At 72.0% G+C, this 26,357-nt stretch carries 24 protein-coding genes; 19 read left to right on the forward strand and 5 right to left on the reverse strand.

Annotated elements, in window-relative coordinates:
- Positions 1–43: 43 nt before the first annotated feature.
- The 4 genes from FHX78_RS23010 (at position 44) to FHX78_RS23025 (ending at position 5,714) form a co-directional block, all read left to right on the forward strand.
- Complete coding sequence (locus FHX78_RS23010; RefSeq protein ID WP_145869310.1) at positions 44–3,286, forward strand: S41 family peptidase; 3,243 nt, start codon at positions 44–46, stop codon at positions 3,284–3,286.
- A gap of 140 nt (positions 3,287–3,426) precedes the next feature.
- Positions 3,427–3,780, forward strand: coding sequence for a histidine triad nucleotide-binding protein (locus FHX78_RS23015; protein WP_145869311.1), 354 nt, complete (start codon positions 3,427–3,429; stop codon positions 3,778–3,780).
- A gap of 3 nt (positions 3,781–3,783) precedes the next feature.
- A complete protein-coding gene (locus FHX78_RS23020; protein ID WP_145869312.1) occupies positions 3,784–4,689 on the forward strand; it encodes a ribonuclease Z in 906 nt (301 codons plus the stop codon).
- 20 nt (positions 4,690–4,709) lie between these two features.
- Complete coding sequence (locus FHX78_RS23025) at positions 4,710–5,714, forward strand: adenosine deaminase (RefSeq protein WP_167531826.1); 1,005 nt, start codon at positions 4,710–4,712, stop codon at positions 5,712–5,714.
- A gap of 4 nt (positions 5,715–5,718) precedes the next feature.
- Here FHX78_RS23025 and FHX78_RS23030 read toward each other — a convergent pair whose 3' ends face one another.
- Together FHX78_RS23030 and FHX78_RS23035 are read right to left on the reverse strand one after the other, a co-directional pair.
- Positions 5,719–7,047 carry an MFS transporter gene (locus FHX78_RS23030; protein ID WP_145869314.1) on the reverse strand — a complete coding sequence of 443 codons (1,329 nt, stop codon included), beginning with the start codon at positions 7,045–7,047 and terminating at the stop codon, positions 5,719–5,721.
- A gap of 185 nt (positions 7,048–7,232) precedes the next feature.
- The gene (locus FHX78_RS23035; protein WP_145869315.1) at positions 7,233–8,015 is read right to left on the reverse strand and encodes an IclR family transcriptional regulator; all 783 of its coding nucleotides are present in this window, start codon (positions 8,013–8,015) and stop codon (positions 7,233–7,235) included.
- Between the two features lie 110 nt (positions 8,016–8,125).
- Here FHX78_RS23035 and FHX78_RS23040 point away from each other — a divergent pair, with 110 nt between their 5' ends.
- From FHX78_RS23040 to FHX78_RS23075, 8 genes are all read left to right on the forward strand, one after another.
- A complete protein-coding gene (locus FHX78_RS23040) occupies positions 8,126–9,088 on the forward strand; it encodes a 5-dehydro-4-deoxyglucarate dehydratase (protein WP_373313058.1) in 963 nt (320 codons plus the stop codon).
- Positions 9,085–10,443 carry a glucarate dehydratase family protein gene (locus FHX78_RS23045; RefSeq protein WP_145869316.1) on the forward strand — a complete coding sequence of 453 codons (1,359 nt, stop codon included), beginning with the start codon at positions 9,085–9,087 and terminating at the stop codon, positions 10,441–10,443. The genes FHX78_RS23040 and FHX78_RS23045 overlap by 4 nt, the downstream gene beginning before the upstream one ends.
- A 108-nt stretch (positions 10,444–10,551) precedes the next feature.
- The gene (locus FHX78_RS23050; RefSeq protein ID WP_145872116.1) at positions 10,552–11,934 is read left to right on the forward strand and encodes an MFS transporter; all 1,383 of its coding nucleotides are present in this window, start codon (positions 10,552–10,554) and stop codon (positions 11,932–11,934) included.
- A gap of 99 nt (positions 11,935–12,033) precedes the next feature.
- Positions 12,034–13,206 carry a carbohydrate kinase family protein gene (locus FHX78_RS23055; RefSeq protein ID WP_145869317.1) on the forward strand — a complete coding sequence of 391 codons (1,173 nt, stop codon included), beginning with the start codon at positions 12,034–12,036 and terminating at the stop codon, positions 13,204–13,206.
- Between the two features lie 254 nt (positions 13,207–13,460).
- Entirely contained in the window at positions 13,461–15,611 is a 2,151-nt protein-coding gene (locus FHX78_RS23060) for a PhoH family protein (protein ID WP_145869318.1), read from the forward strand.
- A 12-nt stretch (positions 15,612–15,623) separates the two neighbouring features.
- Positions 15,624–16,121: an rRNA maturation RNase YbeY gene (gene ybeY / locus FHX78_RS23065; protein ID WP_145869319.1), complete on the forward strand. Its 498-nt coding sequence runs from the start codon at positions 15,624–15,626 to the stop codon at positions 16,119–16,121.
- Positions 16,118–17,428: a hemolysin family protein gene (locus FHX78_RS23070; protein ID WP_145869320.1), complete on the forward strand. Its 1,311-nt coding sequence runs from the start codon at positions 16,118–16,120 to the stop codon at positions 17,426–17,428. The genes ybeY and FHX78_RS23070 overlap by 4 nt, the downstream gene beginning before the upstream one ends.
- Positions 17,425–17,784 carry an MmcQ/YjbR family DNA-binding protein gene (locus FHX78_RS23075; RefSeq protein ID WP_145869321.1) on the forward strand — a complete coding sequence of 120 codons (360 nt, stop codon included), beginning with the start codon at positions 17,425–17,427 and terminating at the stop codon, positions 17,782–17,784. The genes FHX78_RS23070 and FHX78_RS23075 overlap by 4 nt, the downstream gene beginning before the upstream one ends.
- 202 nt (positions 17,785–17,986) lie before the next feature.
- Here FHX78_RS23075 and FHX78_RS36865 read toward each other — a convergent pair whose 3' ends face one another.
- Complete coding sequence (locus FHX78_RS36865; RefSeq protein WP_167531827.1) at positions 17,987–18,136, reverse strand: hypothetical protein; 150 nt, start codon at positions 18,134–18,136, stop codon at positions 17,987–17,989.
- Between the two features lie 430 nt (positions 18,137–18,566).
- Between FHX78_RS36865 and FHX78_RS23080 the strand changes: the two genes are divergently transcribed.
- The 5 genes from FHX78_RS23080 (at position 18,567) to era (ending at position 21,975) form a co-directional block, all read left to right on the forward strand.
- Positions 18,567–19,466, forward strand: coding sequence for a helix-turn-helix domain-containing protein (locus FHX78_RS23080; protein WP_145869322.1), 900 nt, complete (start codon positions 18,567–18,569; stop codon positions 19,464–19,466).
- Between the two features lie 67 nt (positions 19,467–19,533).
- Entirely contained in the window at positions 19,534–19,860 is a 327-nt protein-coding gene (locus tag FHX78_RS23085; protein WP_145872117.1) for a DUF397 domain-containing protein, read from the forward strand.
- A gap of 27 nt (positions 19,861–19,887) precedes the next feature.
- The gene (locus FHX78_RS23090) at positions 19,888–20,241 is read left to right on the forward strand and encodes a cytidine deaminase (protein ID WP_145869323.1); all 354 of its coding nucleotides are present in this window, start codon (positions 19,888–19,890) and stop codon (positions 20,239–20,241) included.
- Between the two features lie 196 nt (positions 20,242–20,437).
- Entirely contained in the window at positions 20,438–20,917 is a 480-nt protein-coding gene (locus FHX78_RS23095; RefSeq protein WP_145869324.1) for a hypothetical protein, read from the forward strand.
- Positions 20,918–21,021: 104 nt separating this feature from the next.
- Positions 21,022–21,975 (forward strand): GTPase Era, encoded by a 954-nt coding sequence (era, locus tag FHX78_RS23100; RefSeq protein ID WP_167531828.1) that lies wholly within the window; start codon positions 21,022–21,024, stop codon positions 21,973–21,975.
- Between the two features lie 67 nt (positions 21,976–22,042).
- Here era and FHX78_RS23105 read toward each other — a convergent pair whose 3' ends face one another.
- Positions 22,043–22,309: a protealysin inhibitor emfourin gene (locus FHX78_RS23105; RefSeq protein WP_145869326.1), complete on the reverse strand. Its 267-nt coding sequence runs from the start codon at positions 22,307–22,309 to the stop codon at positions 22,043–22,045.
- Between the two features lie 20 nt (positions 22,310–22,329).
- Positions 22,330–23,400 carry a M4 family metallopeptidase gene (locus tag FHX78_RS23110; RefSeq protein WP_145869327.1) on the reverse strand — a complete coding sequence of 357 codons (1,071 nt, stop codon included), beginning with the start codon at positions 23,398–23,400 and terminating at the stop codon, positions 22,330–22,332.
- A gap of 330 nt (positions 23,401–23,730) precedes the next feature.
- Between FHX78_RS23110 and leuA the strand changes: the two genes are divergently transcribed.
- The gene (gene leuA / locus FHX78_RS23120) at positions 23,731–25,452 is read left to right on the forward strand and encodes a 2-isopropylmalate synthase (RefSeq protein WP_145869328.1); all 1,722 of its coding nucleotides are present in this window, start codon (positions 23,731–23,733) and stop codon (positions 25,450–25,452) included.
- A 184-nt stretch (positions 25,453–25,636) separates the two neighbouring features.
- The gene (locus FHX78_RS23125) at positions 25,637–26,338 is read left to right on the forward strand and encodes a TerB family tellurite resistance protein (RefSeq protein ID WP_145869329.1); all 702 of its coding nucleotides are present in this window, start codon (positions 25,637–25,639) and stop codon (positions 26,336–26,338) included.
- Positions 26,339–26,357 lie beyond the last annotated feature (19 nt).

A 26,357-nucleotide genomic window follows, 5' to 3' on the forward strand; every position in this document is an offset into this window, starting at 1 on the left:
GAAACCCCTGTCCAGGCCGCCCGCGCTTGCATAGGGTGATCGGGTGACACAGCCTGCATCGGTCGCCTCCGCCGCTTATCTCCGGTTCCCGCATCTGCACGGCGAGTTGGTCGCCTTCACCGCCGAGGACGACGTGTGGCTCGCCCCGCTCGACGGCGGCCGGGCCTGGCGGGTCAGCGCCGACAACGTGCCGGTGAACCACCCCCGCATCTCGCCCGACGGCACCACCGTCGCCTGGACCTCCACCCGGGACGGCGCCCCCGAGGTGCACGTCGCGCCCGTCGACGGTGGCCCCGCCCGGCGGCTGACCCACTGGGGGAACCCCAGGACCCAGGTGCGCGGCTGGACCGAGGACGGCCGGGTCCTGGCGATCGGCGCCCACGGCGAGGCGAGCCTGCGCCGCACCTGGGCCCGCGCCGTCCCCCTCGACGGCGGCCCCGCCACCACCCTGCCGTACGGCCCCGTCGGCGACGTCGCCCACGGGCCGCACACCGTGCTGCTGTCCGCGCCGATGGGCCGCGAGGCCGCCTGGTGGAAGCGCTACCGGGGCGGCACGGCGGGCAAGCTGTGGATCGACCGCGACGGCGACGGCGCGTTCGTCCGGCTGCACGAGGAGCTGGACGGGAACATCGAGTACCCGCTGTGGGTGGGGATGGGGGTCCCCCCGCTCGAGCGAAGCCGAGAGTGGGGGAGGATCGCGTTCCTCTCGGACCACGAGGGCACCGGCGCGCTGTACTCCTCCCTCGCCGACGGCTCAGACCTGCGCCGCCACACACCCCTCCACGGCTTCTACGCCCGGCACGCCGCCACCGACGGCACCCGGGTCGTCTACTCCAGCGCCGGTGAACTCTGGCTGCTGGACGACCTCGACGGCGCCGAACCGCGCCGCCTGGACATCCGGCTCGGCGGACAGCGCGTCGACCTCCAGCCGTTCCCGGTGAACGCCGCCCGCTGGTTCGGCTCCGCGTCCCCCGACCACACCGCCCGCGGCAGCGCCGTCTGCGTGCGCGGCACCGTCCACTGGGTCACCCACCGCTCCGGGCCCGCCCGCGCGCTCGCCGCCGCCCCGGGCGTACGGGCCCGCAAGCCGCGCGCCTTCCGCGCGGACGGCGAGGAGTGGGTGGTGTGGGTGACCGACGCCGAGGGCGACGACGCCCTGGAGTTCGCCCCCGCCACCGGTCTCGCCCCGGGCGCCACCCCGCGCCGCATCGCCGCCGGGCAGCTCGGCCGCGTGCTGGAACTGGCCATGGCCCCCGACGGCGGCCGCGCCGCGATCGCCTCGCACGACGGCCGGGTCCTGCTCGTCGAGCGGGAGACCGGAGAGGTCCGGGAGGTCGACCGCAGCGAGGACGGCGACGTCTCCGGGCTGGTCTTCTCCCCCGACTCCGCCTGGCTCGCCTGGTCCCACCCCGGCCCCAGCCCGCTCAGCCAGCTCCGGCTCGCCAACACCACCGACCTGTCGGTCACCGAGGCGACCCCGCTGCGCTTCCAGGACTACGCGCCCGCCTTCACCCTCGACGGCAAGCACCTCGCGTTCCTGTCGACCCGCTCCTTCGACCCGGTCTACGACGAGCACGTCTTCGACCTGGCCTTCGTCGAGGGCGTACGCCCCTACCTGATCACCCTCGCGGCGACCACCCCGTCCCCGTTCGGCCCGCAGCGGCACGGTCGCCCCTTCGAGACCCCGGACCGCGACGAGACCCCCGACAGCGAGGGCACCCCCACCACCCGCATCGACCTCGACGGCCTCGCCGACCGGATCGTGCCGTTCCCGGTGGAGGCCGCCCGCTACACCAACCTGCGCGCCGCCAAGGACGGGGTGCTGTGGCTGCGCCACCCGGTGCGCGGAGTGCTCGGCGCCAACCGCGCCACCCCCGACGACCCGGACCCGAAGACCGACCTGGAGCGCTACGACCTCGCCCAGCAGCGCATCGAGCACCTGGCCGTGGACGCCGACCACTTCGAGGTCAGCGGCGACGGCAAGCGGGTGCTGCTGTGGACCGACGGGCGGCTCAAGGTCGTCCCCAGCGACCGGCGCGCCTCCGGCGACGAGGACAGCGACAGCAACATCACCGTCGACCTGGGCCGGGTGCGCCAGTTCATCGACCCGGCCGCCGAGTGGCGGCAGATGTTCGACGAGAACGGCCGCATCATGCGGGACAACTTCTGGCGCCCCGACATGAACGGCGTCGACTGGGACGCCGTCCTGGACCGCTACCGCCCCGTCCTCGACCGCCTGGCCACCCACGACGACCTGGTCGACCTGCTCTGGGAGGTGCAGGGCGAGCTGGGCACCTCGCACGCCTACGTCACCCCGCGCGGCGGCTCCGGCGGCGGTGCCCGGCAGGGCCTGCTCGGCGCGGACATCTCCCGGCACGAGGACGGCAGCTGGCGGGTGGACCGCGTCCTGCCCGCGGAGACCTCCGACCCCGACGCCCGCTCCCCGCTCGCCGCGCCCGGTGTCGCCATCCGGCCCGGTGACGCGATCGTCGCCGTCGCGGGGCAGCCGGTCGACCCGGTGACCGGGCCGGCGCCGCTGCTGGTCGGCACGGCGGGCAAGCCGGTGGAGCTGACCGTCTCCCCGGCGGGCGGCGGCGACCCGCGGCACGCGGTCGTCGTCCCCCTCGCGGACGAGGAACCGCTGCGCTACCACGCCTGGGTCACCGGCCGGCGCGCCCATGTGCTGGAGACGTCCGGCGGACGGCTGGGGTACATCCACGTCCCCGACATGCAGGCGCCCGGCTGGGCGCAGATCCACCGCGACCTGCGGGTGGAGGTGCTGCGCGAGGGGCTGATCGTGGACGTGCGGGAGAACCGGGGCGGACACACCTCGCAGCTGGTGGTGGAGAAGCTGGCCCGGCGGATCGTCGGCTGGGACCTGCCGCGCGGCATGCGGGCGGAGAGCTACCCCCGGGACGCGCCCCGGGGGCCCGTCGTCGCCGTCGCCAACGAGTTCTCCGGGTCGGACGGCGACATCGTCAACGCGGCGATCCGGGCGCTCGGCATCGGACCGGTGGTCGGCACCCGCACCTGGGGCGGGGTGATCGGCATCGACAGCCGCTACCGCCTGGTCGACGGGACGCTGGTCACCCAGCCGAAGTACGCGTTCTGGCTGGAGGGTTACGGCTGGGGCGTGGAGAACCACGGCGTCGACCCCGACGTGGAGGTCGTGCAGCGGCCGCAGGACCACGCGGCGGGCCGGGACCCGCAGCTGGACGAGGCGGTGCGGCTGGCGCTGGCCGCGCTGGAGACGTCCCCCGCGAAGGTGCCGCCCACGCTGTCCTAGGTCCTGTTCGTCGAACTCCCGTCTGCCGCGCGACGACAGGACCCGGCCGGGAGGCGGTCGCGCGGCCCGGCACGACTGCCCCCGGCCGCGCGGCGCGGATACCATGCCTGCGTACGTGATCACCGGGCCGAGGAGGGTGTATGGCTGGGGAGCCCCAGGACGACTGTCTGTTCTGCAAGATCGTGGCCGGGAGCATTCCCGCGACGATCGTGCGGGAGACGGAGACCACCGTCGCGTTCCGCGACATAAACCCCCAGGCGCCCACCCACGTCCTGGTGATTCCGAAGGCGCACCACCAGGATGCCGCGGCCCTCGCCGCCGCCGCGCCCGAGCTCGCCGCGGACGTGCTGCGCGAGACGCGGGCCGTCGCGGACGAGGAGAAGCTGGAGAGCTACCGCATCGTCTTCAACACCGGCACCGGCGCCGGCCAGACCGTCTGGCACGCGCACGCCCACGTCCTGGGCGGGCGCGGCTTCGAGTGGCCCCCCGGATAAGCCGTGTCCGTACGCGAACTGGTGGTGCTCGGCACCGCCAGCCAGGTCCCCACCCGGCACCGCAACCACAACGGCTACCTGCTGCGCTGGGACGGCGAGGGCATCCTGTTCGACCCCGGCGAGGGCACACAGCGCCAGATGCTGCGCGCCGGGGTCGCCGCCCACGACCTCAACCGGATCTGTGTCACCCACTTCCACGGCGACCACTCGCTGGGACTCGCCGGGGTGATCCAGCGGATCAACCTCGACAAGGTGCCGCACCGGGTCACCGCCCACTTCCCGCGCTCCGGGCAGCGCTTCTTCGACCGGCTGCGGTACGCCACCGCCTACCGCGAGACCGTCGCGCTCACCGAGGCCCCGGTCGACGCGGACGGCCCCGTCGCCCGTACGCCCGGCTACACCCTGGAGGCGCGCAGGCTGTCCCACCCGGTCGAGGCGTACGGCTACCGGCTGGTCGAGCCGGACGGCCGGCGCATGCTGCCCGACCGGCTGGCCGCGCACGGCATCACCGGCCCGGACGTCGGCCGGCTCCAGCGCGAGGGCGTGCTCGGCGGGGTGCGGCTGGAGGAGGTCAGCGAGGTGCGGCGCGGGCAGCGGTTCGCGTTCGTCATGGACACCCGGCTGTGCGACGGGGTGTACGCGCTCGCCGAGGGCTGCGACATGCTCGTCATCGAGTCGACGTTCCTCGACGAGGACGAGGAACTGGCCGTGGAGTTCGGACACCTGACGGCCGGCCAGGCGGCGCGGGTGGCGCGGGACGCGGGCGTACGGCACCTCGTCCTGACCCACTTCAGCCAGCGCTACGCGGAGCCGGCGGAGTTCGAGCGGCAGGCGCGGGCGGCCGGCTACGAGGGCGAGCTGAGCGTGGCCCGGGACCTGCAACGGGTGGGGCTTCCGAAGCGTCGGTGAAACCGCCGTACGATATTTCGATGCTCGTACCCAAAGCCGAACTGCACCTTCACATCGAAGGCACGCTCGAACCCGAGCTGGCCTTCGCGCTCGCCGCGCGCAACGGCGTCGCGCTGCCCTACGCCGACACCGACGCGCTCCGCGAGGCGTACCGCTTCGAGGACCTGCAGTCCTTCCTGAACCTGTACTACGAGCTGATGGCGGTGCTGCGCACCGAGCGGGACTTCGAGGACCTCGCCGACGCCTACCTCGCCCGTGCCGCCGCGCAGGGCGTGCGGCACGCGGAGATCTTCTTCGACCCGCAGGCGCACCTGGCGCGCGGCGTCGGCATGGACACGGTGGTCGAGGGACTGTGGCGGGCCCTGGGCAGGAGTGTCGAGACGCACGGCGTCTCGACCCGGCTGATCCTGTGCTTCCTGCGCGACGAGTCCGCCGCGTCCGCCCTGGCCACCCTGGACGCCGCGAAGCCGTACCTGGACCGGATCACCGGTGTCGGGCTCGACTCGGCCGAGGTCGGGCATCCGCCGGCGAAGTTCCGCGAGGTGTACGAGGCCGCCGCCGCGCTGGGGCTGCGGCGCGTGGCGCACGCCGGTGAGGAGGGGCCGCCGGAGTACATCACCGAGGCCCTGGACGTGCTCGGCGTCGAGCGCGTCGACCACGGGCTGCGCTGCGTGGAGGATCCGGCGCTGGTGGCGCGGCTGGTGAGGGAGCGGATACCGCTGACCCTGTGCCCGCTGTCCAACGTCCGGCTGCGCACGGTGGACACCCTCGCCGCCCATCCGCTGCCCGCGATGCTCGACGCCGGACTGATGTGCACGGTCAACTCCGACGACCCGGCGTACTTCGGCGGCTACGCCGGGGACACCTTCGACGCGGTGCGCGACACCCTCGGCCTGCCGCCGGAGCGCCTGCGCGAGCTGGCCCGCAACTCCTTCCTCGCCTCCTTCCTGGAGGACGACGAGGAGCTGCGGGCGCGGTACCTGGCCGAGGTGGAGGCGTACGACTTCGGCGCCGGCGTCCGCTGACCCCTCAGGGCGCCCCGGGTGCCCGGGTCGCCGCCGCGGTGTCGTAGGCGCGGCGGGCCGGGGCGGGGGTGCCGTCCATCGGGATCTCCACCACGGGCTGTTCCGGGGCGCCGATCTCCGGGACCGTGCCCGCCGGGGCGCCCGGGGCCGCGGCCACCACGGCCGCCGGGTGGCCGCCGCGGCGCCGGACCGCGCCCGGCAGCAGCGGTCGCCCGCCGGTGTGCAGGGCGACGGCGGTCATCGGGAGCGCGACCAGCAGCAGTCCGGCGGCGAGCACGGTGCCCATCACCGGGAACCCGGCCTGCGCGGACAGCACGCTGCCGGTCAGCGGCCCGGCGGCGGTGCCCAGCGAGGACGCGGAGCCCACGAGCACGGCCCAGCGTCCGCGCGGGTCCAGCGAGGCGGCGAGTCCGATCAGGTACGACAGGACGACCGGGTAGACCGTGTTCCAGGCGATCTCCCCGGCGGCGAAGCCGCCCAGACCGGTCGCGGAGGCGCTGAGCGCGATGCAGCCGGCGATGACGACCGTGCCGCCGCCGATGGGCAGCGCCCGCCCGAGCCGCGGGCCCAGCGCGCCCGCGCCCAGGACACCCAGCAGTCCGGCGCCCAGCGCCACCGCGAAGACGACGCCCACGGTCGCCTCGGAGAGGTGCGCCTGGTCGACCCCGATGCGTCCGCTCACGCCCCACAGCGCGTTCTGCGCGAGGGACCACAGCAGCATGGCGCCGGCCAGGACCGTCCCCGACCGCAGGTGGGGCAGACGGGCGGCCGTCGCCGGCTCGGCGTGGCGCGGACCGGGGGTGCCGGCGGGCAGCCGGGAGGTCAGCGGCCACACGGCCAGCGCCGTGAGGGCGATGGCGGCCAGGGTGAGCCCGTGGCCCGGCAGATGGGGCACCGTCAGGTACACCACGCCCGCGAGCGCGGAGACGCTGAGGAGTCCGAGCGTGGAGGCCCGGTGGGGGTCCCGTTCGGCGGCGATCCGGGTGGCGGCGACCGTCGTGGCCGTGCCCGAGCCGAAGCCGCCGACCATCGCACCGGCGACGACGGCCGGTACGGCGGTGGTGAGGGCGGCCCCGCCGTATCCGACGGCGGCCAGCACGAGACCCAGCCGGGCCAGGGTGCGCGCCCCGGCCCGCTCCACGCGGGAGGCCAGCAGGAACCCGGCCGTGGCGGAACTCAGCAGCAGCGCGCTGCCGACGGCTCCGGCCTGGGTGGCGGACAGATCGAGGCCGCGTTCCAGCCGGCCGACGGTGGTCGGCAGCAGATACGGGGCGAGGTACCCGGCCGTGAAAAGGGCGACGAGGGGCCAGGGAGTGGTGCGGGGGGCGAACACGGGCGTTCCCAGGGCATGCGAAGGGGACGGTGCGGAATTGCGGAGAAAGGGGGAGCGACGACCGTCGATCGACAGGAGCGCGCGGGCAATTTGTATCAAGCCGGGGGAGGGCAACGGGAGCGCGCAAGGTGTGATCTAAGACACTCTTGCGTTTGAGGTTTCGGGGGCGGGGGTAGCCGCGTCCGCTACCGCCAGTGAATGGCCCCGCCACCTGCGGGAACCGTCGCCTCCACCTTGGTCCGGATCTCCCGCATCACGGCGACGATCCGCCGCTCGCGCTCCGGCGTCAGCCGGGCCACCGGCACCGAGCAGCTGATGGCGTCCTGCGCGGGGGAGTCGTACCGCAGGGCGAAGCCGAAGCCGACGATCCCGGGCACGCCCTCCTCCCGGTCCACGGAGTGGCCGCGCTCCCGCACCCGGCCCAGATCGGCCGCCAGCGCCTCCCGCGAGGTGAGCGTGTTGGGCGTGGCCGCCTCGTACGGTCCCTCGGGCAGCTCCTCGTCCGGCCGCTCCGCCAGCAGCGCCTTGCCCAGCGCGCCCATGTGGGCGGGCAGCCGCCGGCCGACGCGGCTGATGGTGCGCAGGTACTCGTGCGACTCGCGCGTCGCCAGATAGGCCACGTCGTGCCCGTCCAGCCGCCCCATGTGGATGGTCTCGCCCAGCGCGTCGGACGCCTCGTCGAGATACGGGCGCACGATCCGCACGCGGGGGTCCGAGTCGAGGTAGCTGGTGCCGGTGAGCAGGGCGTGGATGCCGATGCCGTACAGCGAGCCGGTGACGTCGGTGCGCACCCAGCCGCGCCCGATCAGGGTCTGCAGCAGCGCGTACATCGAGCTGCGCGGCACCTCCAGCGCGTCCGCCAGCTCCTGGAGGCGGGCGGGGCGGTCGCCGCGCGCGGCGAGCAGTTCCAGCAGATCCACTGTCCGCGCGGCGGACTTCACCTCGCGCACGCCCCCGGTCTCCGACATGCGCCGATCGTAGTCCGGCGGGAGAAGGGGCGCTCCGGACCGTTGACGGCTCCTGTTCGCGTACCTAACCTTCATCTCCATACGTGGATGACGTCTACATAGGGAGATGGGTGCGGGTGAGTCCCGATACGGACCCGAGCGGTGCGGCCGCCGTGGCGAGCCGCCTGAAGGACGCGATGGCGAACGGGGTGCTCTCCTTCCCGCTCACCGCCTTCCACGACGACGGCTCCCTCGACCCGGACGGCTTCCGCGCCTACGTCGCGGCTCAGCTCGCCACCGGCCCCGGCGCCGTCTTCCCCGCCTGCGGCACCGGCGAGTTCTTCTCCCTGGACGAGGAGGAGTACCGGCAGGTCGTCACCATCACCGCCGAGGAGAGCGCGGGCCGGGTGCCGGTCGTCGCCGGCACCGGCTACGGCTGGGCCCAGGCCGCCCGGTTCGCGCGCATCGCCGAGGAGGCCGGCGCCGACGCCCTCCTCGTCCTGCCGCACTACCTCGTCACCGCCCCGCAGGACGGCCTCGTCGCCCAGGTGGAGGCGATCGCCGCCCGCACCCGGCTGCCGCTCGTCGCCTACCAGCGCGGCCAGGTCGCCTACACCGCCGACGCGCTGAAGCGGATCGCCGCCCTGCCGAACGTCATCGGCCTCAAGGACGGCCACAGCGACCTCGACCGCCTGCTGCGCCTCACCCTCGCCGCCCCCGAGGACTTCCTCTTCTTCAACGGCGCCGCCACCGCCGAGATCCAGGCCCGCGCCTACGCCACCGTCGGCGTCCCCGCCTACTCCTCCGCCGTCCACGCCTTCGCCCCCGAGATCGCGAACGCCTTCTTCGCCGCCCTGCGCGACGGCGCCGGGGACACCGTCGACGCGCTGCTGCGCGGCTTCTACATCCCCCTCGTCGAACTGCGCGACCGCGTGCCCGGATACGCGGTGTCGCTGGTGAAGGCCGCGGCCCGGCTGCGCGGCCGCCCCGTGGGCCCCGTACGCGCCCCGCTCACCGACCCGTCGGCCCGGGACCTGGCCGACCTCGAAGCCCTGCTCACCACCGGACTCGACCTCGTAGGAGCCGCCCTGTGACCTCCCCGACCGCCCGCGACCTGACCGTGACGGAGGTCCGGCTCACCCCGATCCTCGTCGCCGACCCGCCCCTGCTCAACACCCAGGGCGTCCACCAGCCCTACACCCCCCGCCTGATCATCGAGGTGGTCACCGCCGACGGGACCACCGGACTGGGCGAGACCTACGGCGACACCAAGTACCTGGACCTCGCCAAGCCCCTCGCGGACAGGCTCGTCGGCCGCCAGGCCGGCGACCTGAACGCGCTGTTCATGGAGGCCGACGAGGTCGCCGTCGACGCCTCCCAGGTCTCCGGCAAGGTCGACGTCGGCGGACTGCGCGGCGTGCAGACCGCCGACAAGCTCCGCCTGTCGGTGCTCTCCGGCTTCGAGGTCGCCTGCCTCGACGCCCTCGGCAAGTCCCTCGGCCTGCCCGTGCACGCCCTGCTCGGCGGCAAGGTGCGCGACGCCGTCGAGTACAGCGCGTACCTCTTCTACAAGTGGGCCGGCCACCCCGAGGGCGTCACCGCGGAGCAGGACGACTGGGGCGCCGCCGTCGACCCGGCCGGCGTCGTCGAGCAGGCCCGCGTCTTCAAGGAGCGCTACGGCTTCACCTCCTTCAAGCTCAAGGGCGGCGTCTTCCCGCCCGACGAGGAGATCGCCGCGATCCGCGCCCTCGCCGACGCCTTCCCCGGCCACCCCCTGCGCCTGGACCCCAACGGCGCCTGGTCCGTGGAGACCTCGCTGAAGGTCGCCGAGGAACTCGGGGACGTCCTCGAATACCTGGAGGACCCCACGCTCGGCACCCCCGCCATGGCCGAGGTCGCCGCCCGCATGCAAGGGGCGGCGCGCAGCGCCTCGGACAAGGGCGGTGGTGGGCGACGGGTGGGCGTGCCGCTCGCCACCAACATGTGCGTGACGACGTTCGCCGAGATCAAGGAGGCGTTCACCACCGGCGCCGTCCAGGTCGTCCTCTCCGACCACCACTACTGGGGCGGACTGCGCAACACCCAGCAACTCGCCGCCATCTGCCGCACCTTCGGCGTCGGCGTCTCCATGCACTCCAACACCCACCTCGGCATCAGCCTCGCCGCCATGACCCACGTGGCGGCCACCGTCCCCAACCTCCACCACGCCTGCGACTCCCACTACCCCTGGCAGTCGGAGGACGTCCTCACCGAACGCCTCACCTTCGAGGGCGGCACCCTGCGGGTCTCCGACGCCCCCGGCCTCGGCGTCGCACTCGACCGCGACCGCCTCGCCCTCCTGCACCAGCGGTGGCTCGACGACGACGGCTCGCTGCGCGACCGCGACGACGCGGCGGCCATGCGGGTCACCGACCCCGACTGGGTCACCCCGGCCGTCCCGCGCTGGTGACCGCCCGGCGGGGGCGGGCGGCCGTCGCCGCCCGCCCCCGCCGACCCCACCTCCCCCCTGCCACGATCGGAGCCGCTCGTGTCCGCAGTGCCCCAGGTCCCCGAAGTGATCCACCCGCCGGCCGTCCAGTCGGCCATCCGCAAGATCTTCCGCCGCGTCGTCCCGCTGTTCTTCGTCATGTTCGTCGCGAACTACATGGACCGCGTCAACCTCGGCTTCGCCCAGGACGAACTCCGCGCCGACGTCGGCCTGTCGGCCGCCGCGTTCGGCCTCGGCGCCGGCATCTTCTTCATCGCCTACGCCCTCTTCGAGGTCCCCTCCAACATCCTCATGGAGCGCTACGGGCCCAAGGTCTGGCTCACCCGCATCATGATCAGCTGGGGCGTCGTCGCCACCGCGATGGCCTTCGTCAACAGCGTCGAGATGTTCTACGCCCTGCGCTTCCTGCTCGGCGTCGCCGAGGCCGGCTTCTTCCCCGCCGTCATCTACTACTTCAGCCGCTGGCTGCCCGACTCCCACCGCGGCCGCGCCACCTCGATGTTCCTCATGGGCTCGGGCACCGCCACCGTCATCGTCGGACCCGTCTCCGGCGCCCTGATGGAGATGCACGGCATCTGGGGCCACGCCGGCTGGCAGTGGATGTTCTTCATCGAGGGCGTCTTCTCCGTCGTCCTCGGCTTCGTCGTCTACCGCTTCCTCGACTCCGGCATCGACAAGGCCGACTGGCTCACCGACGAGGAGAAGACCGGCCTGGTCGCCGTCATCGACGCCGAACAGGACGCCCGCGACGCACAGCGCGGCACCCGCGGCCGCGCCTCCCGCTGGAAGCTGCTCGCCGACCCCCAGATGCTGCTCTTCCTGTGGATCTACTTCGCGATCAACGTCGCCCTGTACGCGGTCACCTTCTGGCTGCCGTCGATCGTGGCCGACATCGGCGGGCTCAGCTCCTTCCAGGTCGGGCTGCTGACGTCCGTGCCATGGCTGTGCGCCATCGCCGCCGTGTACCTCAGCGGGCGGGTCTCCGACCGCATCGGCAAGCGGCGCCCCGTACTGATGACCCTGCTCGTCCTCGGCGGCTGCGGCACCCTGCTGGCCGTGTTCGTCTCGCCCTGGGCGGGACTGGGCGCGCTCTGCCTGGCCGCCATGGGCTTCAAACCGGCCTCCCCGATCTTCTGGACCATCCCGCAGAGCTATCTCGACGCCCGCGCGGCGGCCCCCGGCATCGCTCTCATCAACTCCATCGGCAACCTCGGCGGCTTCGTCGCCCCCACCGCCTTCGGGATCATCGAGGACTCGACGGGCTCCACCAAGGGCGGCCTGGTCGGACTCACCGTCGTCGGCTTCCTGGCCGCGCTGAGCGTGCTGCTGGTGCGCGGCGGCGGACGCAACGACCGCGTCAGGACCAGCCCGTCCAAGGCCCCGACGGCCACCGCACCCGGGACGACACCGGGCGCGGCGCGCACCGCGCACCCGGGGCCCTCGACGGCCTGAGACTCCTCGAAGGGCGGGCCCGCACCGTGACAGCCGTCACGGTGTCGGTGATGTGGTGCACACTGGCCAGATCCGCACCATGTCAGGGAGTCCACCGTGATGGCGTCCACAGGGAAGGCAGTCACCGACGGATCGCACCGCTCGTTCCGGGTCGATCCCCTCGCCGCCCTGCGCACCCCGCACGATCCCCCCTGGGACGTCTACCTCACCGGCACCGTCTTCCTCGACATCGTCTTCACCGGGCTCGACTCCGCCCCGGTGCGCGGGACCGAGTCCTGGGCACGCGGGATGGGGTCGAGCCCCGGCGGCGTCGCCAACATGGCCACCGCGCTGGCGCGCCTCGGCCTGCGCACCTCCCTCGCGGCGGCCTTCGGCGACGACCACTACGGCGAGTACTGCTGGGACGCGCTGGAGCAGGGCGAGGGCATCGACCTCTCCCCGTCGCGCACCGTGCCCGGCTGGCACTCGCCGGTCACGGTCTCCATGGCCTACGAGGGCGAGCGCACGATGGTCTCCCACGGCCACGAACCGCCCCCCGAGGAGCCCGACCGCCCGTCGCCCGCCACCACCCGCACGCGCCGCCCCCCGGGCGCCGGCCTGCCTCCGTGCCCGCCCCGCGCGCGGGCCGCGGTCGCCTCCCTCACGCCGGGCCGCAGCGCCCCCTGGATCGCGCAGGCCGTGCGCCAGGGCGCCAGGATCTTCGGCGACGTCGGCTGGGACGACACGGGCGCCTGGGACCTCGCCGCGCTCGGCGACCTGCGGCACTGCGAGGCCTTCCTGCCGAACGCGCAGGAGGCCATGCGCTACACCGGCACCGACTGCCCCCGCGCCGCCGCGCACGCCCTCACCGAGCACGTGCCGGTCGCGGTGGTCACCCTCGGCGCGGAGGGTGCGTACGCGGTGGACCGGCGCACCGGGGAGACCGCCTCGGTGCCGGCCATCGAGGTGGAGGCGCTGGACCCGACCGGGGCGGGCGACGTGTTCGTCGCGGGCTTCGTCACCGGCACGCTGGCCGGCTGGCCGCTGGCCGACCGCCTCGCCTTCGCCGGCCTCACCGCCGCGCTGTCCGTCCAGGAGTTCGGCGGCTCGCTGTCGGCGCCGGGGTGGACGGAGATCGCGGGGTGGTGGCGCAGGGTCCAGTCGGTCGAGGGGCAGGACCCCGCCGCGCTGCGGCGGTACGCGTTCCTGGCGGACGTGGTCCCGGAGGACTGCGTACGGCCCTGGCCGCTGAGGCGCGCGGTCCCGACGATCGGCTTCCGCCGCTCGGCCTGAGGGGGAGCGGGAGCGGGCGGAGGGCGGTCGACGGAGGGGGCGGTCGACGGACGGGCCCCGGTGCTCGCGGGGACAGCCGGTGAACGGCCGGTGGCCGGAAGCGCGGCCGGTGGGTGGAAGCCGGGCGTCCGGACAAACGGCGGTCGAAAAGGCCTACGGCCTTGTCACCCCCGCGGCGTACCCTGGGACACGCGAGGCCGCCCTCAGCCGTGCGGCCCTGACGAGGAGGAACCGCAGGCCTTCAGCGCCGGCCCATGACTCAGACACCCACAGCTCACACCCCCGCGCAGGGGCAGGCGAGAGTGCAGTTGACCGTCCCCGCCCAGCACCCCATGGTGACCGTGCTGGGTTCCGGAGACTCCCTCCTGCGCGTGATCGAGAAGGCCTTCCCGGGGGCCGACATCCACGTCCGGGGCAACGAGATCAGCGCGGTCGGCGACGCGAGCGAGGTCGCCCTCATTTCGCGCGTGTTCGACGAGATGATGCTGGTGCTCCGCACCGGACAGCCGATGACGGAGGACGCAGTGGAACGCTCGATCGCCATGCTCAAGGCGAGCGAGGACGGGCAGAGCGACGGCCAGGAGACCCCTGCCCAGGTGCTCACGCAGAACATCCTGTCCTCCCGCGGCCGCACCATCCGCCCCAAGACCCTCAACCAGAAGCGCTACGTCGACGCCATCGACAAGCACACCATCGTCTTCGGCATCGGCCCGGCCGGCACCGGCAAGACCTACCTCGCCATGGCCAAGGCGGTGCAGGCCCTGCAGTCCAAGCAGGTCAACCGCATCATCCTGACCCGGCCCGCGGTCGAGGCGGGGGAGCGGCTCGGCTTCCTGCCGGGCACGCTCTACGAGAAGATCGACCCGTACCTGCGCCCGCTGTACGACGCGCTGCACGACATGCTCGACCCCGACTCCATCCCCCGCCTGATGGCGGCCGGGACCATCGAGGTCGCCCCGCTGGCGTACATGCGCGGCAGGGCCCAGCCGGTCTTCACCAACGTCCTCACCCCGGACGGATGGCGTCCTATCGGTGACCTCAGGGTCGGTGACCTGGTCATCGGTTCGAACGGCCAGCCGACCCCCGTCCTCGGCGTGTACCCCCAGGGGGAGAAGGACGTCTACCGCCTCTCGGCGCAGGACGGCTCATGGACCCTGTGCTGTGGTGAGCACCTGTGGACCGTCCGTACGGCCGCGGACAGGCGCCGGGACAAGCCGTGGAGAGTCCTCGAAACCCAGGAGATGATCGGCGACCTGCGCGCGGGACATGCCCGTCGTTACGAACTGCCGACGCTCACCGCGCCGGTACAGCTTCCGGAGGCCGAGGTCCCCATGGACCCGTACGCTCTCGGGCTGCTGCTCGGCGATGGATGCCTGACCGGCTCCACCACCCCGTCCTTCGCGACGGAGGACCCGGAGCTGGCCCGGGCGCTGGAGTCCGCGCTGCCGGGCGTCACGCTGCGGCACCGTGGTGGCCCCGACTACGTCATCAACAGGACGAAGTCCCCCGGCGACGTGATCACGTTGGAGAACCCGGTCACCGGGGTCCTGCGCCGACTCGACCTCCTGCACACCAGGTCCCACACCAAGTTCGTGCCGGACGACTACCTGTACAACTCCGCAGAGGTACGACTGGGCGTTCTCCAGGGTCTCCTCGACTCCGACGGTGGTCCGGTGGTCCAGAAGGACCGGACCTGCCGGGTGCAGTTCACCACCACGTCGGTCCTGCTCCGGGACGACGTGATCGCCCTCGTCCGGTCGTTGGGCGGAGTGGCCTACGCCCGTCGGCGAGCGGCGGAGGGCCGTGAGCCGGGTCGTGCGGGCGGCCGGGACGTCATCCACCGCCGGGACGCCCACGTCATCGACATCCGCCTCCCCGAAGGCATCGAGCCCTTCCGCCTCGCCCGCAAACGCGCCACGTACGACGCGGCGGGAGGTGGCGGCCGTCCGATGCGGTTCATCGACAGCATCGAGCCCGCGGGCCGCGAGGAGACGGTCTGCATCCAGGTCGCGGCCGAGGACTCGCTGTACGTCACCCAGGACTACCTGCTGACGCACAACACGCTCAACGACGCGTTCATCATTCTCGACGAGGCCCAGAACACCAGCCCCGAGCAGATGAAGATGTTCCTCACCCGCCTCGGCTTCGAGTCGAAGATCGTGATCACGGGTGACGTGACGCAGGTCGACCTGCCGGACGGCACCAAGTCCGGCCTGCGGCAGGTGCAGGACATCCTGGAGGGCCTGGACGACGTCCACTTCTCCCGGCTGTCGTCCCACGACGTCGTCCGGCACAAGCTGGTGGGCCGTATCGTCGACGCGTACGAGCAGTACGACAGCCAGCACGGCACCCAGAACGGCACGCACAAGGGCGGCCGGGGCAAGTCCGGGCACAAGGGGAAGTAGACCGAGCACCAGATGTCGATCGACGTCAACAACGAGTCCGGAACCGAGGTCGACGAGCAGGCGATCCTCGACATCGCCCGCTACGCGCTCGCGCGGATGCGCATCCACCCGCTCTCCGAGCTCTCGGTGATCGTCGTGGACGCCGGCGCCATGGAGCAGCTGCACATCCAGTGGATGGACCTGCCCGGGCCGACGGACGTCATGTCGTTCCCGATGGACGAGCTGCGGCCGCCGTCCAAGGACGACGACGAGCCTCCGCAGGGGCTGCTCGGCGACATCGTGCTCTGCCCCGAGGTCGCCGCCAGGCAGGGTGAGGAAGCGGAGACGCGGCACACCATGGACGAGGAGCTCCAGCTGCTCACCGTCCACGGTGTGCTGCACCTGCTCGGCTATGACCACGAGGAACCGGACGAGAAGGCCGAGATGTTCGGTCTGCAGGCCGCCATCGTGGACGGCTGGCGCGCGGAGAGGGGCCTGACCGGCCCGTCCCCGGCCCCGACCGTGTCATGAGCCCGCAGCTCGTCCTCGGTGCGATCGCCCTGGTGGTCGTGGCCTGGCTCGCCGCCTGCGCGGAAGCCGGTATCGCCCGCGTCTCCAGCTTCCGCGCGGAGGAGGCCGTACGGTCCGGCCGCCGCGGCAGCGCCCGGCTCGCGCAGATCGCCGCCGATCCCACCCGCTACCTCAACGTGGCGCTGCTGGTCCGCGTCGCCTGCGAGATGGCCGCCGCCGCGCTCATCACGTACGGCTGTCTGCGCGAGTTCGACGGCACGGCCGAGGCGCTGCTGATCGCCATCGCGGTCATGGTCCTCGTCTCCTACGTCGCCGTCGGCGTCTCCCCGCGCACCATCGGCCGCCAGCACCCGCTGAACACGGCCACGGCCGCCGCGTACGTCCTGGTGCCGCTCGCGCGGATCATGGGCCCGATCCCGTCTCTGCTGATCCTCATCGGCAACGCGCTCACCCCGGGCAAGGGCTTCCGGCACGGGCCCTTCGCCTCCGAGGCGGAGCTGCGCGCGCTGGTCGACCTGGCGGAGGCGGAGTCGCTGATCGAGGACGACGAGCGCCGCATGGTGCACTCGGTCTTCGAACTGGGCGACACCCTGGTGCGCGAGGTGATGGTGCCGCGCACCGACCTGGTGGTGATCGAGCGGTACAAGACCATCCGCCAGGCCCTCACCCTCGCCCTGCGCTCCGGGTTCTCCCGGATCCCGGTGACCGGGGAGAGCGAGGACGACATCGTCGGGATCGTCTACCTCAAGGACCTGGCCCGCAAGACGCACATCAGCCGGGACGCCGAGAGCGAGCTGGTGTCCACGGCGATGCGCCCGGCGTTCTTCGTGCCCGACACCAAGAACGCCGGCGACCTGCTGCGCGAGATGCAGAAGGAGCGCAACCACGTCGCCGTCGCCGTCGACGAGTACGGCGGCACCGCGGGCATCGTCACCATCGAGGACATCCTCGAGGAGATCGTCGGCGAGATCACCGACGAGTACGACCGCGAGCTGCCGCCCGTGGAGGAGCTGGGCGGGGACCGCTACCGAGTCACCGCCCGCCTCGACATCGGCGACCTGGGCGAGCTGTACGGCCTGGAGGCGTTCGACGACGAGGACGTGGAGACCGTCGGCGGGCTGCTCGCCAAGCACCTGGGCCGGGTGCCGATCGCGGGCGCCTCGTCCGTGGTCGCGCTGCCCGACACCCGCGAGCTGCGGCTGACCGCGGAGGCGGCGGCCGGACGCCGGAACAAGATCGTGACGGTGCTGGTGGAGCCGGTGGACCCGGCCGGCCCGCCCGCCGAGGAGGAGGCGAAGCCGGAGTGACCCCGGCACGGCTGCGTGCGCTCTGCCTGTCCTTCGACGCGACCGTGGAGGACTTCCCCTTCAACCCGGAGACGTCGGTCTTCAAGGTGCTGGGCAAGATGTTCGCGCTGACGAACCTGGACGCGCGCCCCCTCACGGTCAACCTCAAGTGCGACCCCGACGACGCCCTCCGGCTCCGCACCGACCACCCGGGCCTGATCGTCCCCGGCTACCACATGAACAAGCGCCACTGGAACACGGTGACGGCCGACGGCGCCCTCCCGGACCGCCTGGTCCGGGAGCTGGTCGAGGACTCCTACGACCTGGTCGTGGCCGGCCTGCCACGAGCGGAACGGCTGAAGCTCGACCGGGCGTGACCCACCCGAACGTGCCCCCGGCGCACACCGAATTGGCCTGACTGGCCCCTCGCCAACGCCGTGGCACGGCGGCAGAATGTACGCACGGTGCGCTACGACGCCACCGCTCCGGGCCGCCTGCCAGGGAAACTCGGAGCGGAAGCGTCTTCCTACAGCGTCCGCCGCTCTCGGCCCCGGCCCTTCAGGTCGGGGCTGACTGCTGTCACACGAAGGGCAGAACCCACTCGTCGACGATCTTGTGGATCGCGATGAGGAGATTGATCAGCGGGAGGGCCAGGGCCACCCGCTTCCCCCATGTGCGCTCGGCTCGTTCGGGGCGGCGCTCTCCTTCCTGTTCCTGTCGGTCCGGCATCGGTGATCGGCTCCTCTCGGCTCCGTCCGTCGCCGTGTCCCGGCGAGCCTCGAACGGGCGGTGTCAGGAGTAAGGACGATGCCTCTGACGTGCACTCACCGTGTCCGCTGGGCGTTCTGATGGCTGATCAACCCCCTTGCCGACGTGGGCTGTTCGACAAGCGTTACGCTGGACAGCGTAACCCGAAGGGTCCGCATTGGACAGTGCCTGTTGTAAGCCAGCTATGCGAGTCCTCTGAAAAGGTTCATCCGATGTGCGACATCGCAGATTGCGTGACTCCCGAGTGCGGGTGGGTGCGTGCTGTGGTAGTCCTCTCCCTGGGTCTATGCGCAGCTCTCCACCCGGTGCACCCTTCTCGAAAGGTCTCGATGAGTAATATGCACATCTGCTACGTTGCACAGTGCTGGATCCGGTGGGGGGTGGAGCAGTCATGGTCGTGACGAGTGCGGCGTTGCTGCGCCTGCGGCTGCGCACCGAACTGCGCAAGGCCCGTCTGGCCGCTGGCCTGACGCAGCGTGAGGTCGCCGACCGGATGGAGTGGAGTCCGTCCAAGCTCATCCGGATCGAAGCCGGCGAGGTCGGCATTTCGGTCAACGATCTGCGTCCGCTCGTCGCCGCGTACGGGATCACGGACCGGCGCAAGCTCGAAGAGCTGCTGAACATGGCCCGGGGTAGCCGGCGGATGCCGTTCACCGAGTACCGGGACCTGTACGGCAAGGACTTCCTGCAGTTCCTGGCCCTGGAGTCGGCCGCCTGGATCAACCGGCAGTACAGCTCACTCGTCATCCCCGGCCTGCTGCAGACCGAGGAGTACATGCGTGCCGTGATGGAGGCGTTCGGCAAGGGGGCGTCGGAGGAGCGCGTCGATCGCGGTGTCGAGGCGCGCCTGGCCCGTCAGGAGCTGCTGGAGGAGTCCGGCGGACGTGAGTTCTTCTTCGTCCTTGACGAGTCGGTGGTGCGCCGGCAGACCGGAGGCAGAGGGGTGATGCGAGCGCAACTGGAGCACTTGGCCGAGCTGTCCACGCGCGACCACATCACGATCCAGATCCTGCCGTTCAGTGTGGGCGCCCACCCCGGGATTCACGGGCCCTTCACTCTGTTCGAATTCCAGGCCGAGGAGATGGAGGACGCACTCTTCATCGAGGACTCACGAGGTGCCATCTATCCCGGTGGTTCCTCGGAGGAGACCAGGCGGTACCTGGAGCGGTTCTGGGAGCTCGAGGACCTGGCGCTCAAGGACGGCATGGATGTGGTGCTCCGGCGCCTCGCCGAGCGCGTCACCGAGGGTGGAGACGAACTGGAGGTCCTGCTGCAACAGGATCCCGCCTGAATCGCCCCGAGCCCGCCAACTTCCGGCTGTGGTCGGCAAGTTGGCGGGAATTGTCGTGTTCGAATACATGGCCCGTCCCGCTATCCTGGTCTCGCTGCTGCGTGTCCCCGCGACAGCTGTACGGGGGCACCCCGGCTGGACCGTTCCGCGACCGGGGTGGAGGTTGAGGGTGAGTGGGTCATGGACATGGCGTAAGAGCAGTGCCAGCCCGGAGAATCCGTCGACCTGTGTCGAGGTCGCCTGTACCGGCAGCATGATTCTGATTCGCGACTCGAAGCGGCGGTACGGCAGTGTCGTCGGTGTCACGCCCGCCGCCTGGGGCTCCTTCCTCCTTTCCCTTTCCGGCGGCGCCGAGGCTGCGGAGCGGACCGAGCCGGGGCACCCCCGGCGCTGACCGGGTCTGCTTCCTTATGCTCACCCCATGACTGAAAGCACCGACCTCGCCCCCGAGGACCGCAAGATCGTCACCCTGGCCCGTTCCGCGCGGGCCCGTAACGGTGTGCCCGAGGGGGCGGCCGTGCGCGACGAGACCGGGCGGACGTATGTCGCCGGGACCGTGGCCCTGGAGTCCCTGAAGCTCAGTGCCCTGCAGACGGCCGTGGCGATGGCCGTGGCGTCCGGCGCGACGTCGCTGGAGGCGGCGGCCGTGGTGACGGAGGCGGAGTCGGCGTCGCCCGAGGACCGGGCGGCCGTACGGGACCTCGGCGGGCCACGGACGCCCGTGCTGGTGGCCGGTACGGACGGGACGGTCCGGGAGACCGTCACCGCGGGCTGAGACCGCCAGGGGCACCCATCTGTTACCGGCGGTAAGTAGGCCGGATTTCAACCTTGTCGCGCCCTGCCTCCCGCGCATCAATGGAGACGCCGGTCCTGACACCACGTCAGCCGGTGTGGTGCAGCGGGTCCGGACCCCATCTGCCGAGCAGTTCCCCCCACGGAATTCCCCCCACACGGAAAGGGACCGGAATCCTATGAGAGGCAAGCGAATCGGAACAGGTGCGTCCCTGGTCGCGGGTGCCCTCGCGGTCTGCGGGCTCGCGTTCGCCCCCACGGCCGCCGCCGTCGCCCCCGGCACGGCGACGGTCAACGCCGACTGCGGGAGCTGGGGCGGCGGCGAGGCCGCCCTGACGGCCACCCAGAACGGCACGTCCGCCACCGTCACCATCTCCACCTCCGCGGTCACCGCGCCCGTCGCGCTCGGCCGGGACTCCCTCGTCTCGGAGCTCACCCTGGTCAAGGCCGGCGGCGGCAAGACCGTGTTCAAGGGCACCAAGAACCCGGCCATGGCGGTCGGCGACGCCCTCGAGGTCGGCCCGCTCACCGGAACCGTGGCCTCCGGCGACAGCCTGGAGGCGTTCGGCGGCACCCTGAAGGTGACCGCGTTCGGCTTCATCACCATCACCTGCACGGCGACCGGGCCGCAGGCGCCGGGCCCGTTCGTCTTCGACTGATCCACCGGGCGGACGGCCGGGACGGGCACCACGGCGCCCGTCCCGGCCCCGCCGTTCCGGGCGGTGGTACGGCGGGGCTCCGACGATCAGGGACAATGGGCGGCATGAGCGTTCGTACCCAGTCATCGCAGCAGCCGGCCGAAGCCGTTCACCGGGCCGGTTTCGCCTGCTTCGTGGGCCGCCCCAACGCGGGCAAGTCCACCCTCACGAACGCTCTGGTCGGGCAGAAGGTGGCGATCACCTCCAACCGGCCGCAGACGACCCGGCACACCGTGCGCGGCATCGTGCACCGCCCCGAGGCCCAGCTGATCCTGGTCGACACCCCCGGGCTGCACAAGCCGCGCACCCTGCTCGGCGAGCGGCTGAACGACGTGGTCCGCACCACGTGGGCGGAGGTCGACGCGATCGGCTTCTGCATCCCCGCCGACCAGAAGATCGGCCCCGGCGACCGCTTCATCGCCAAGGAGCTGGCCGGGATCAAGAAGACCCCCAAGGTCGCGGTCGTCACCAAGACCGACCTGGTGGACGGCAAGGCACTGGCCGAACAGCTCATCGCCGTCGACCAGCTGGGCCAGGAGCTGGGCATCACCTGGACGGAGATCGTCCCGGTGTCGGCGACCGCCAACAAGCAGGTCGGCCTGCTGGCGGACCTGCTGATCCCGCTGATGCCCGAGGGCCCGGCCCTCTACCCCGAGGGCGACCTCACCGACGAGCCCGAACAGGTCATGGTCGCGGAGCTGATCCGCGAGGCGGCCCTGGAGGGCGTCCGCGACGAACTCCCGCACTCCATCGCCGTGGTCGTCGAGGAGATGCTCCCGCGCGAGGACCGCCCCGCCGACAAGCCCCTGCTCGACATCCACGCCAACCTCTTCATCGAGCGCCCCAGCCAGAAGGGCATCGTCATCGGCCCCAAGGGCAAGCGCCTGAAGGACGTCGGCATCAAGTCCCGCAAGCAGATCGAGGCGCTGCTGGGAACCCCCGTCTTCCTCGACCTCCACGTCAAGGTCGCCAAGGACTGGCAGCGCGACCCGAAGCAGCTGCGGCGCCTGGGGTTCTGAGGCGCGCGGCGCCGCACCCGCGGCCCGCGCCCGTACGGTCCTCGTGTCCTCGCCGCCCGGCAGGCGCTTACGCGCCTTCCTTCAGCACCCTGCGGATGAGCGTCCGCTCCTCCTCCGTCAGCCGGGGATCCGCGCAGTACACCGACCTGCCGTCCACCGTGATGCGGTAACCGAAGCCGTCCGGAACCCCGGTGGGCGGGGTGCCCCGGCCGACGGCCACCACCCGCTCGGCCAGGGCGTGCCACTCGGGGGCGTCCGCGCGGCCCGAGGTGTCCACCTCGGCCCGCCGCTCGATGCCCGCGAACCCACCGGTGCGTGTCACCTGAATGCGCATGGTCCGTGTCTAGTACGGATCTACGGCGTGCGCACCCCCACCCGGTCCCACGCCTTGGTCACCGCCAGCAGCTCGTCGCCCTCCCCGTAGCGGGCGCGGGCCGCCTTCACCGTGAGCGTCGCGAAGTCGGTGAACTGCGCGTCCTGCTCCAGCTCCCCGCCGGTGAGAACGTCGTACCAGACCTGTCCCGCCCGCTCCCAGGCGTGCCCGCCGAGGGCGGTGGCCGCCAGGTAGAAGGCGTGGTTCGGGATGCCGGAGTTGATGTGCACCCCGCCGTTGTCGCGGCCGGTGCGGACGTAGTCGTCCATCGTCGCCGGCTGCGGGTCCTTGCCGAGGACGTCGTCGTCGTACGCCGTGCCCGGGGCCTTCATCGAGCGCAGCGCCGTGCCCGTGACGCGCGGGGCGAGCAGGCCCGCGCCGATCAGCCAGTCGGCCTCGGTCGCGGTCTGGCCCAGCGAGTACTGCTTGATGAGCGCGCCGAAGACGTCGGACACCGACTCGTTGAGCGCGCCGGACTGGCCGAAGTAGTCCAGGTTCGCGGTGTACTGCGTGACGCCGTGGGCGAGTTCGTGGCCGATGACGTCGATGGGGAGGGTGAAGTCCAGGAAGATCTCGCCGTCACCGTCGCCGAACACCATCTGCTCGCCGTTCCAGAAGGCGTTGTTGTAGTCCTCGTCGTAGTGCACGGTCGCGTCCATCGGCAGCCCCTTGCCGTCGATCGAGTCGCGGCCGTAGGCCTTGAGGAACAGCTCGAACGTGGCGCCCAGCCCCGCGTAGGCGCGGTTGACGGTGGCGTCCCGGCCGGGCTCGTCGCCCTCGCCGCGCACCTTCTCGCCCGGCAGGCCGGTGCCGTGCCCGGCGTCGTACACGGTGCGGTGCGGGGTGCCGGGCCGGGCCTCGGCGAGCGGGGCGACGGCCGGGGCGCCGACGACGGTGGTGAGCCGGCGCTGGGTGCGCTCGTAGGCGTCGCGGCGGAGGGTCCGGCGGGCGGGTCCGGCGAGGACGGGGTCGTCGGCCTGCGCGAGGCGGTCGAGGACGTGGGGCGGGACGATGGTGCAGAAGACGGGCTCGAAGCCCCCGTGGGTGGTCATACCCGGAACCATCGCACTCCGTGACACGACTGTCACCAGCCGCAACCGTGATGGATGAAATCTCCGGCCACTCCGCCTCCGGCTCTCCTGTGCGGTGGTATACGGCACTTTTTGTCCCGTTCATCCCCCGGGTCCCGCATACTGATACGGACCCTCGCACGGTGGGCGTCTCGGTTAAGCTGCGGAGCATCATGCGTTTCGGGCTGCTTCTCCTTAGCTGCCGCGGTGAGGGTCTGCAGTAGAGGCCGACCCCCTCCCCGCGGAGTCTGGCGTTGCGCCGTCGGCCGTCCCTTCCGGACACCCCGCGGACCACCGAGGAGCCCCCGCATCATGGCGAACCGCCAGCAGCCCAGCCCCATGCCGATCCACAAGTACGGCCGGTACGACCAGGTCGACATCCCCGACCGCACCTGGCCGGAGAAGCGGATCACCACCGCCCCCCGCTGGCTCTCCACCGACCTGCGCGACGGCAACCAGGCCCTGATCGACCCCATGTCGCCCGCCCGCAAGCGCGCGATGTTCGACCTGCTGGTCAGGATGGGCTACAAGGAGATCGAGGTCGGCTTCCCCGCCTCCGGCCAGACCGACTTCGACTTCGTCCGCTCGATCGTCGAGGACCCGGACGCCATCCCGGACGACGTCACCATCTCCGTACTGACCCAGGCCCGCGAGGACCTGATCGAGCGCACGGTGGAGTCCCTGAAGGGCGCCAAGCGCGCCACCGTCCACCTGTACAACGCCACCGCCCCGGTCTTCCGCCGCGTCGTCTTCCGCGGCTCCCGTGGCGACATCAAGCAGATCGCCGTCGACGGCACCCGGCTGGTCATGGAGTACGCCGAGAAGCTGCTGGGCGACGAGACCGAGTTCGGCTACCAGTACAGCCCGGAGATCTTCACCGACACCGAGCTGGACTTCGCGCTGGAGGTCTGTGAGGCGGTGATGGACGTCTACCAGCCGGGACCGGGCCGCGAGATCATCCTCAACCTGCCCGCCACCGTCGAGCGTTCCACCCCCTCCACGCACGCCGACCGCTTCGAGTGGATGGGCCGCCACCTCTCCCGCCGCGAGCACGTCTGCCTGTCGGTCCACCCGCACAACGACCGCGGCACCGCCGTCGCCGCCGCCGAGCTGGCCCTGATGGCCGGCGCCGACCGTGTCGAGGGCTGCCTGTTCGGTCAGGGCGAGCGCACCGGCAACGTCGACCTGGTCACCCTGGGCATGAACCTGTTCTCCCAGGGCGTCGACCCGCAGATCGACTTCTCCGACATCGACGAGATCCGCCGTACCTGGGAGTACTGCAACCAGATGGAGGTCCACCCGCGCCACCCGTACGTGGGCGACCTGGTCTACACGTCCTTCTCCGGCTCCCACCAGGACGCCATCAAGAAGGGCTTCGACGCGATGGAGGCCGACGCGGCCGCCCGGGGCGTCACCGTCGACGACATCGAGTGGGCCGTCCCGTACCTGCCCATCGACCCCAAGGACGTCGGCCGCTCCTACGAGGCCGTCATCCGCGTCAACTCCCAGTCCGGCAAGGGCGGCATCGCCTACGTCCTGAAGAACGACCACAAGCTGGACCTGCCGCGCCGAATGCAGATCGAGTTCTCCAAGCTCATCCAGGCCAAGACGGACGCCGAGGGCGGCGAGATCACCCCGGCCGACATCTGGGCCGTCTTCCAGGACGAGTACCTGCCCAACCCGGAGAACCCCTGGGGCCGCATCCAGGTCGCCAACGGCCAGTCCACCACCGACCGCGACGGCGTGGACACCCTCACCGTCGAGGCCACGGTCGACGGCACCGAGACCACCCTGGTCGGCACCGGCAACGGTCCGATCTCGGCGTTCTTCCACGCGCTGCAGGGCATCGGCATCGACGTACGCCTGCTGGACTACCAGGAGCACACCATGAGCGAGGGCGCCTCCGCGCAGGCCGCCTCGTACATCGAGTGCGCCATCGGCGACAAGGTCCTGTGGGGCATCGGAATCGACGCGAACACCACGCGGGCCTCGCTGAAGGCGGTCGTCTCGGCCGTCAACCGCGCGGCGCGCTGAACAGCCGTTTCGAGGAGTTTGAGGGCTCCGTCCGCCTTGTCCGGCGGGCGGAGCCCCGTCGTATACCGGCCAAATGCTGTGGAGGTCACGGAAAGGTCTCGTCCGGGGTACTGACTCCGACTCCCGGATGTGGCTAACATCACGCAAGCGCGGCGATGGTGCTGTGGCCATATGGAGGTGCGACGTGCTGCCAGGACGGGGACCCAACGGCCGTGCCGCTGCCACCAGACTGTCCCGCCTGCTGGGCACCCGCACCGCCTGGACGCCCGTCGGGGACGGCGAGTTCTTCTGCCCCGGCTGCGGCGGCGACCGCAACTACCAGCGCCTGACCGGACACCGCCGCCTCGCCCTCTTCGGCGTGCCGGTGCTGCCGCGCGGCGAGACCGGGCCGGTCGTCGAATGCGCCGCCTGCCGCCGCCACTTCGGCACCGACGTCCTGGACCACCCCACCACCACCCGCTTCTCCGCGATGCTCCGCGACGCCGTCCACACCGTCGCCCTCGCCGTGCTGACCGCGGGCGGCACCGGCTCGCGCGCGTCCCTGGAGACCGCCGCCACCGCGGTGCGCGCGGCCGGCTTCGACGACTGCACGGAGGAGCAGCTGGCCGCGCTCGTCGAGGCGCTGGAGGCGGACACCGGCCGCTTCACCGGCGAGCCCTGCGCGGCGGGACTGGCCATCGAGCTGCACGAGGCCCTCGACCCGCTCGCCCCGCACCTCGCCGCGCCGGGCCGCGAGTCGATCCTCCTCCAGGGCGCCCGCATCGCCCTCGCCGACGGGCCCTACACCCCCGCCGAGCGCGACACCCTGGCCACCGTGGGCGCGGCCCTCACCATCTGCGCGGACGACGTCACCCGCCTGCTGGCGGCGGCCCGCACGCCGTCCTGACCGGAGCCGCCGCCCGTCG

The sequence above is a fragment of the Streptomyces capillispiralis genome, from assembly GCF_007829875.1.
In the GTDB taxonomy this organism is placed as follows: Bacteria; Actinomycetota; Actinomycetes; order Streptomycetales; family Streptomycetaceae; genus Streptomyces; species Streptomyces capillispiralis.

What these genes read in the sequence shown, in the direction of transcription:
- FHX78_RS23015 (WP_145869311.1), top strand. Translation starts at nt 3,427, where the DNA reads ATGGCTGGGGAGCCCCAGGACGACTGTCTGTTCTGCAAGATCGTGGCC.
- FHX78_RS23035 (WP_145869315.1), bottom strand. Translation starts at nt 8,015, where the DNA reads ATGTCGGAGACCGGGGGCGTGCGCGAGGTGAAGTCCGCCGCGCGGACA.
- FHX78_RS36865 (WP_167531827.1), bottom strand. Translation starts at nt 18,136, where the DNA reads ATGCCGGACCGACAGGAACAGGAAGGAGAGCGCCGCCCCGAACGAGCC.
- leuA (WP_145869328.1), top strand. Translation starts at nt 23,731, where the DNA reads ATGGCGAACCGCCAGCAGCCCAGCCCCATGCCGATCCACAAGTACGGC.
- FHX78_RS23070 (WP_145869320.1), top strand. Translation starts at nt 16,118, where the DNA reads ATGAGCCCGCAGCTCGTCCTCGGTGCGATCGCCCTGGTGGTCGTGGCC.
- era (WP_167531828.1), top strand. Translation starts at nt 21,022, where the DNA reads ATGAGCGTTCGTACCCAGTCATCGCAGCAGCCGGCCGAAGCCGTTCAC.
- FHX78_RS23095 (WP_145869324.1), top strand. Translation starts at nt 20,438, where the DNA reads ATGAGAGGCAAGCGAATCGGAACAGGTGCGTCCCTGGTCGCGGGTGCC.
- FHX78_RS23090 (WP_145869323.1), top strand. Translation starts at nt 19,888, where the DNA reads ATGACTGAAAGCACCGACCTCGCCCCCGAGGACCGCAAGATCGTCACC.
- FHX78_RS23080 (WP_145869322.1), top strand. Translation starts at nt 18,567, where the DNA reads ATGGTCGTGACGAGTGCGGCGTTGCTGCGCCTGCGGCTGCGCACCGAA.
- FHX78_RS23055 (WP_145869317.1), top strand. Translation starts at nt 12,034, where the DNA reads ATGGCGTCCACAGGGAAGGCAGTCACCGACGGATCGCACCGCTCGTTC.
- FHX78_RS23110 (WP_145869327.1), bottom strand. Translation starts at nt 23,400, where the DNA reads ATGACCACCCACGGGGGCTTCGAGCCCGTCTTCTGCACCATCGTCCCG.
- ybeY (WP_145869319.1), top strand. Translation starts at nt 15,624, where the DNA reads ATGTCGATCGACGTCAACAACGAGTCCGGAACCGAGGTCGACGAGCAG.
- FHX78_RS23025 (WP_167531826.1), top strand. Translation starts at nt 4,710, where the DNA reads ATGCTCGTACCCAAAGCCGAACTGCACCTTCACATCGAAGGCACGCTC.
- FHX78_RS23060 (WP_145869318.1), top strand. Translation starts at nt 13,461, where the DNA reads ATGACTCAGACACCCACAGCTCACACCCCCGCGCAGGGGCAGGCGAGA.
- FHX78_RS23085 (WP_145872117.1), top strand. Translation starts at nt 19,534, where the DNA reads ATGGCCCGTCCCGCTATCCTGGTCTCGCTGCTGCGTGTCCCCGCGACA.
- FHX78_RS23105 (WP_145869326.1), bottom strand. Translation starts at nt 22,309, where the DNA reads ATGCGCATTCAGGTGACACGCACCGGTGGGTTCGCGGGCATCGAGCGG.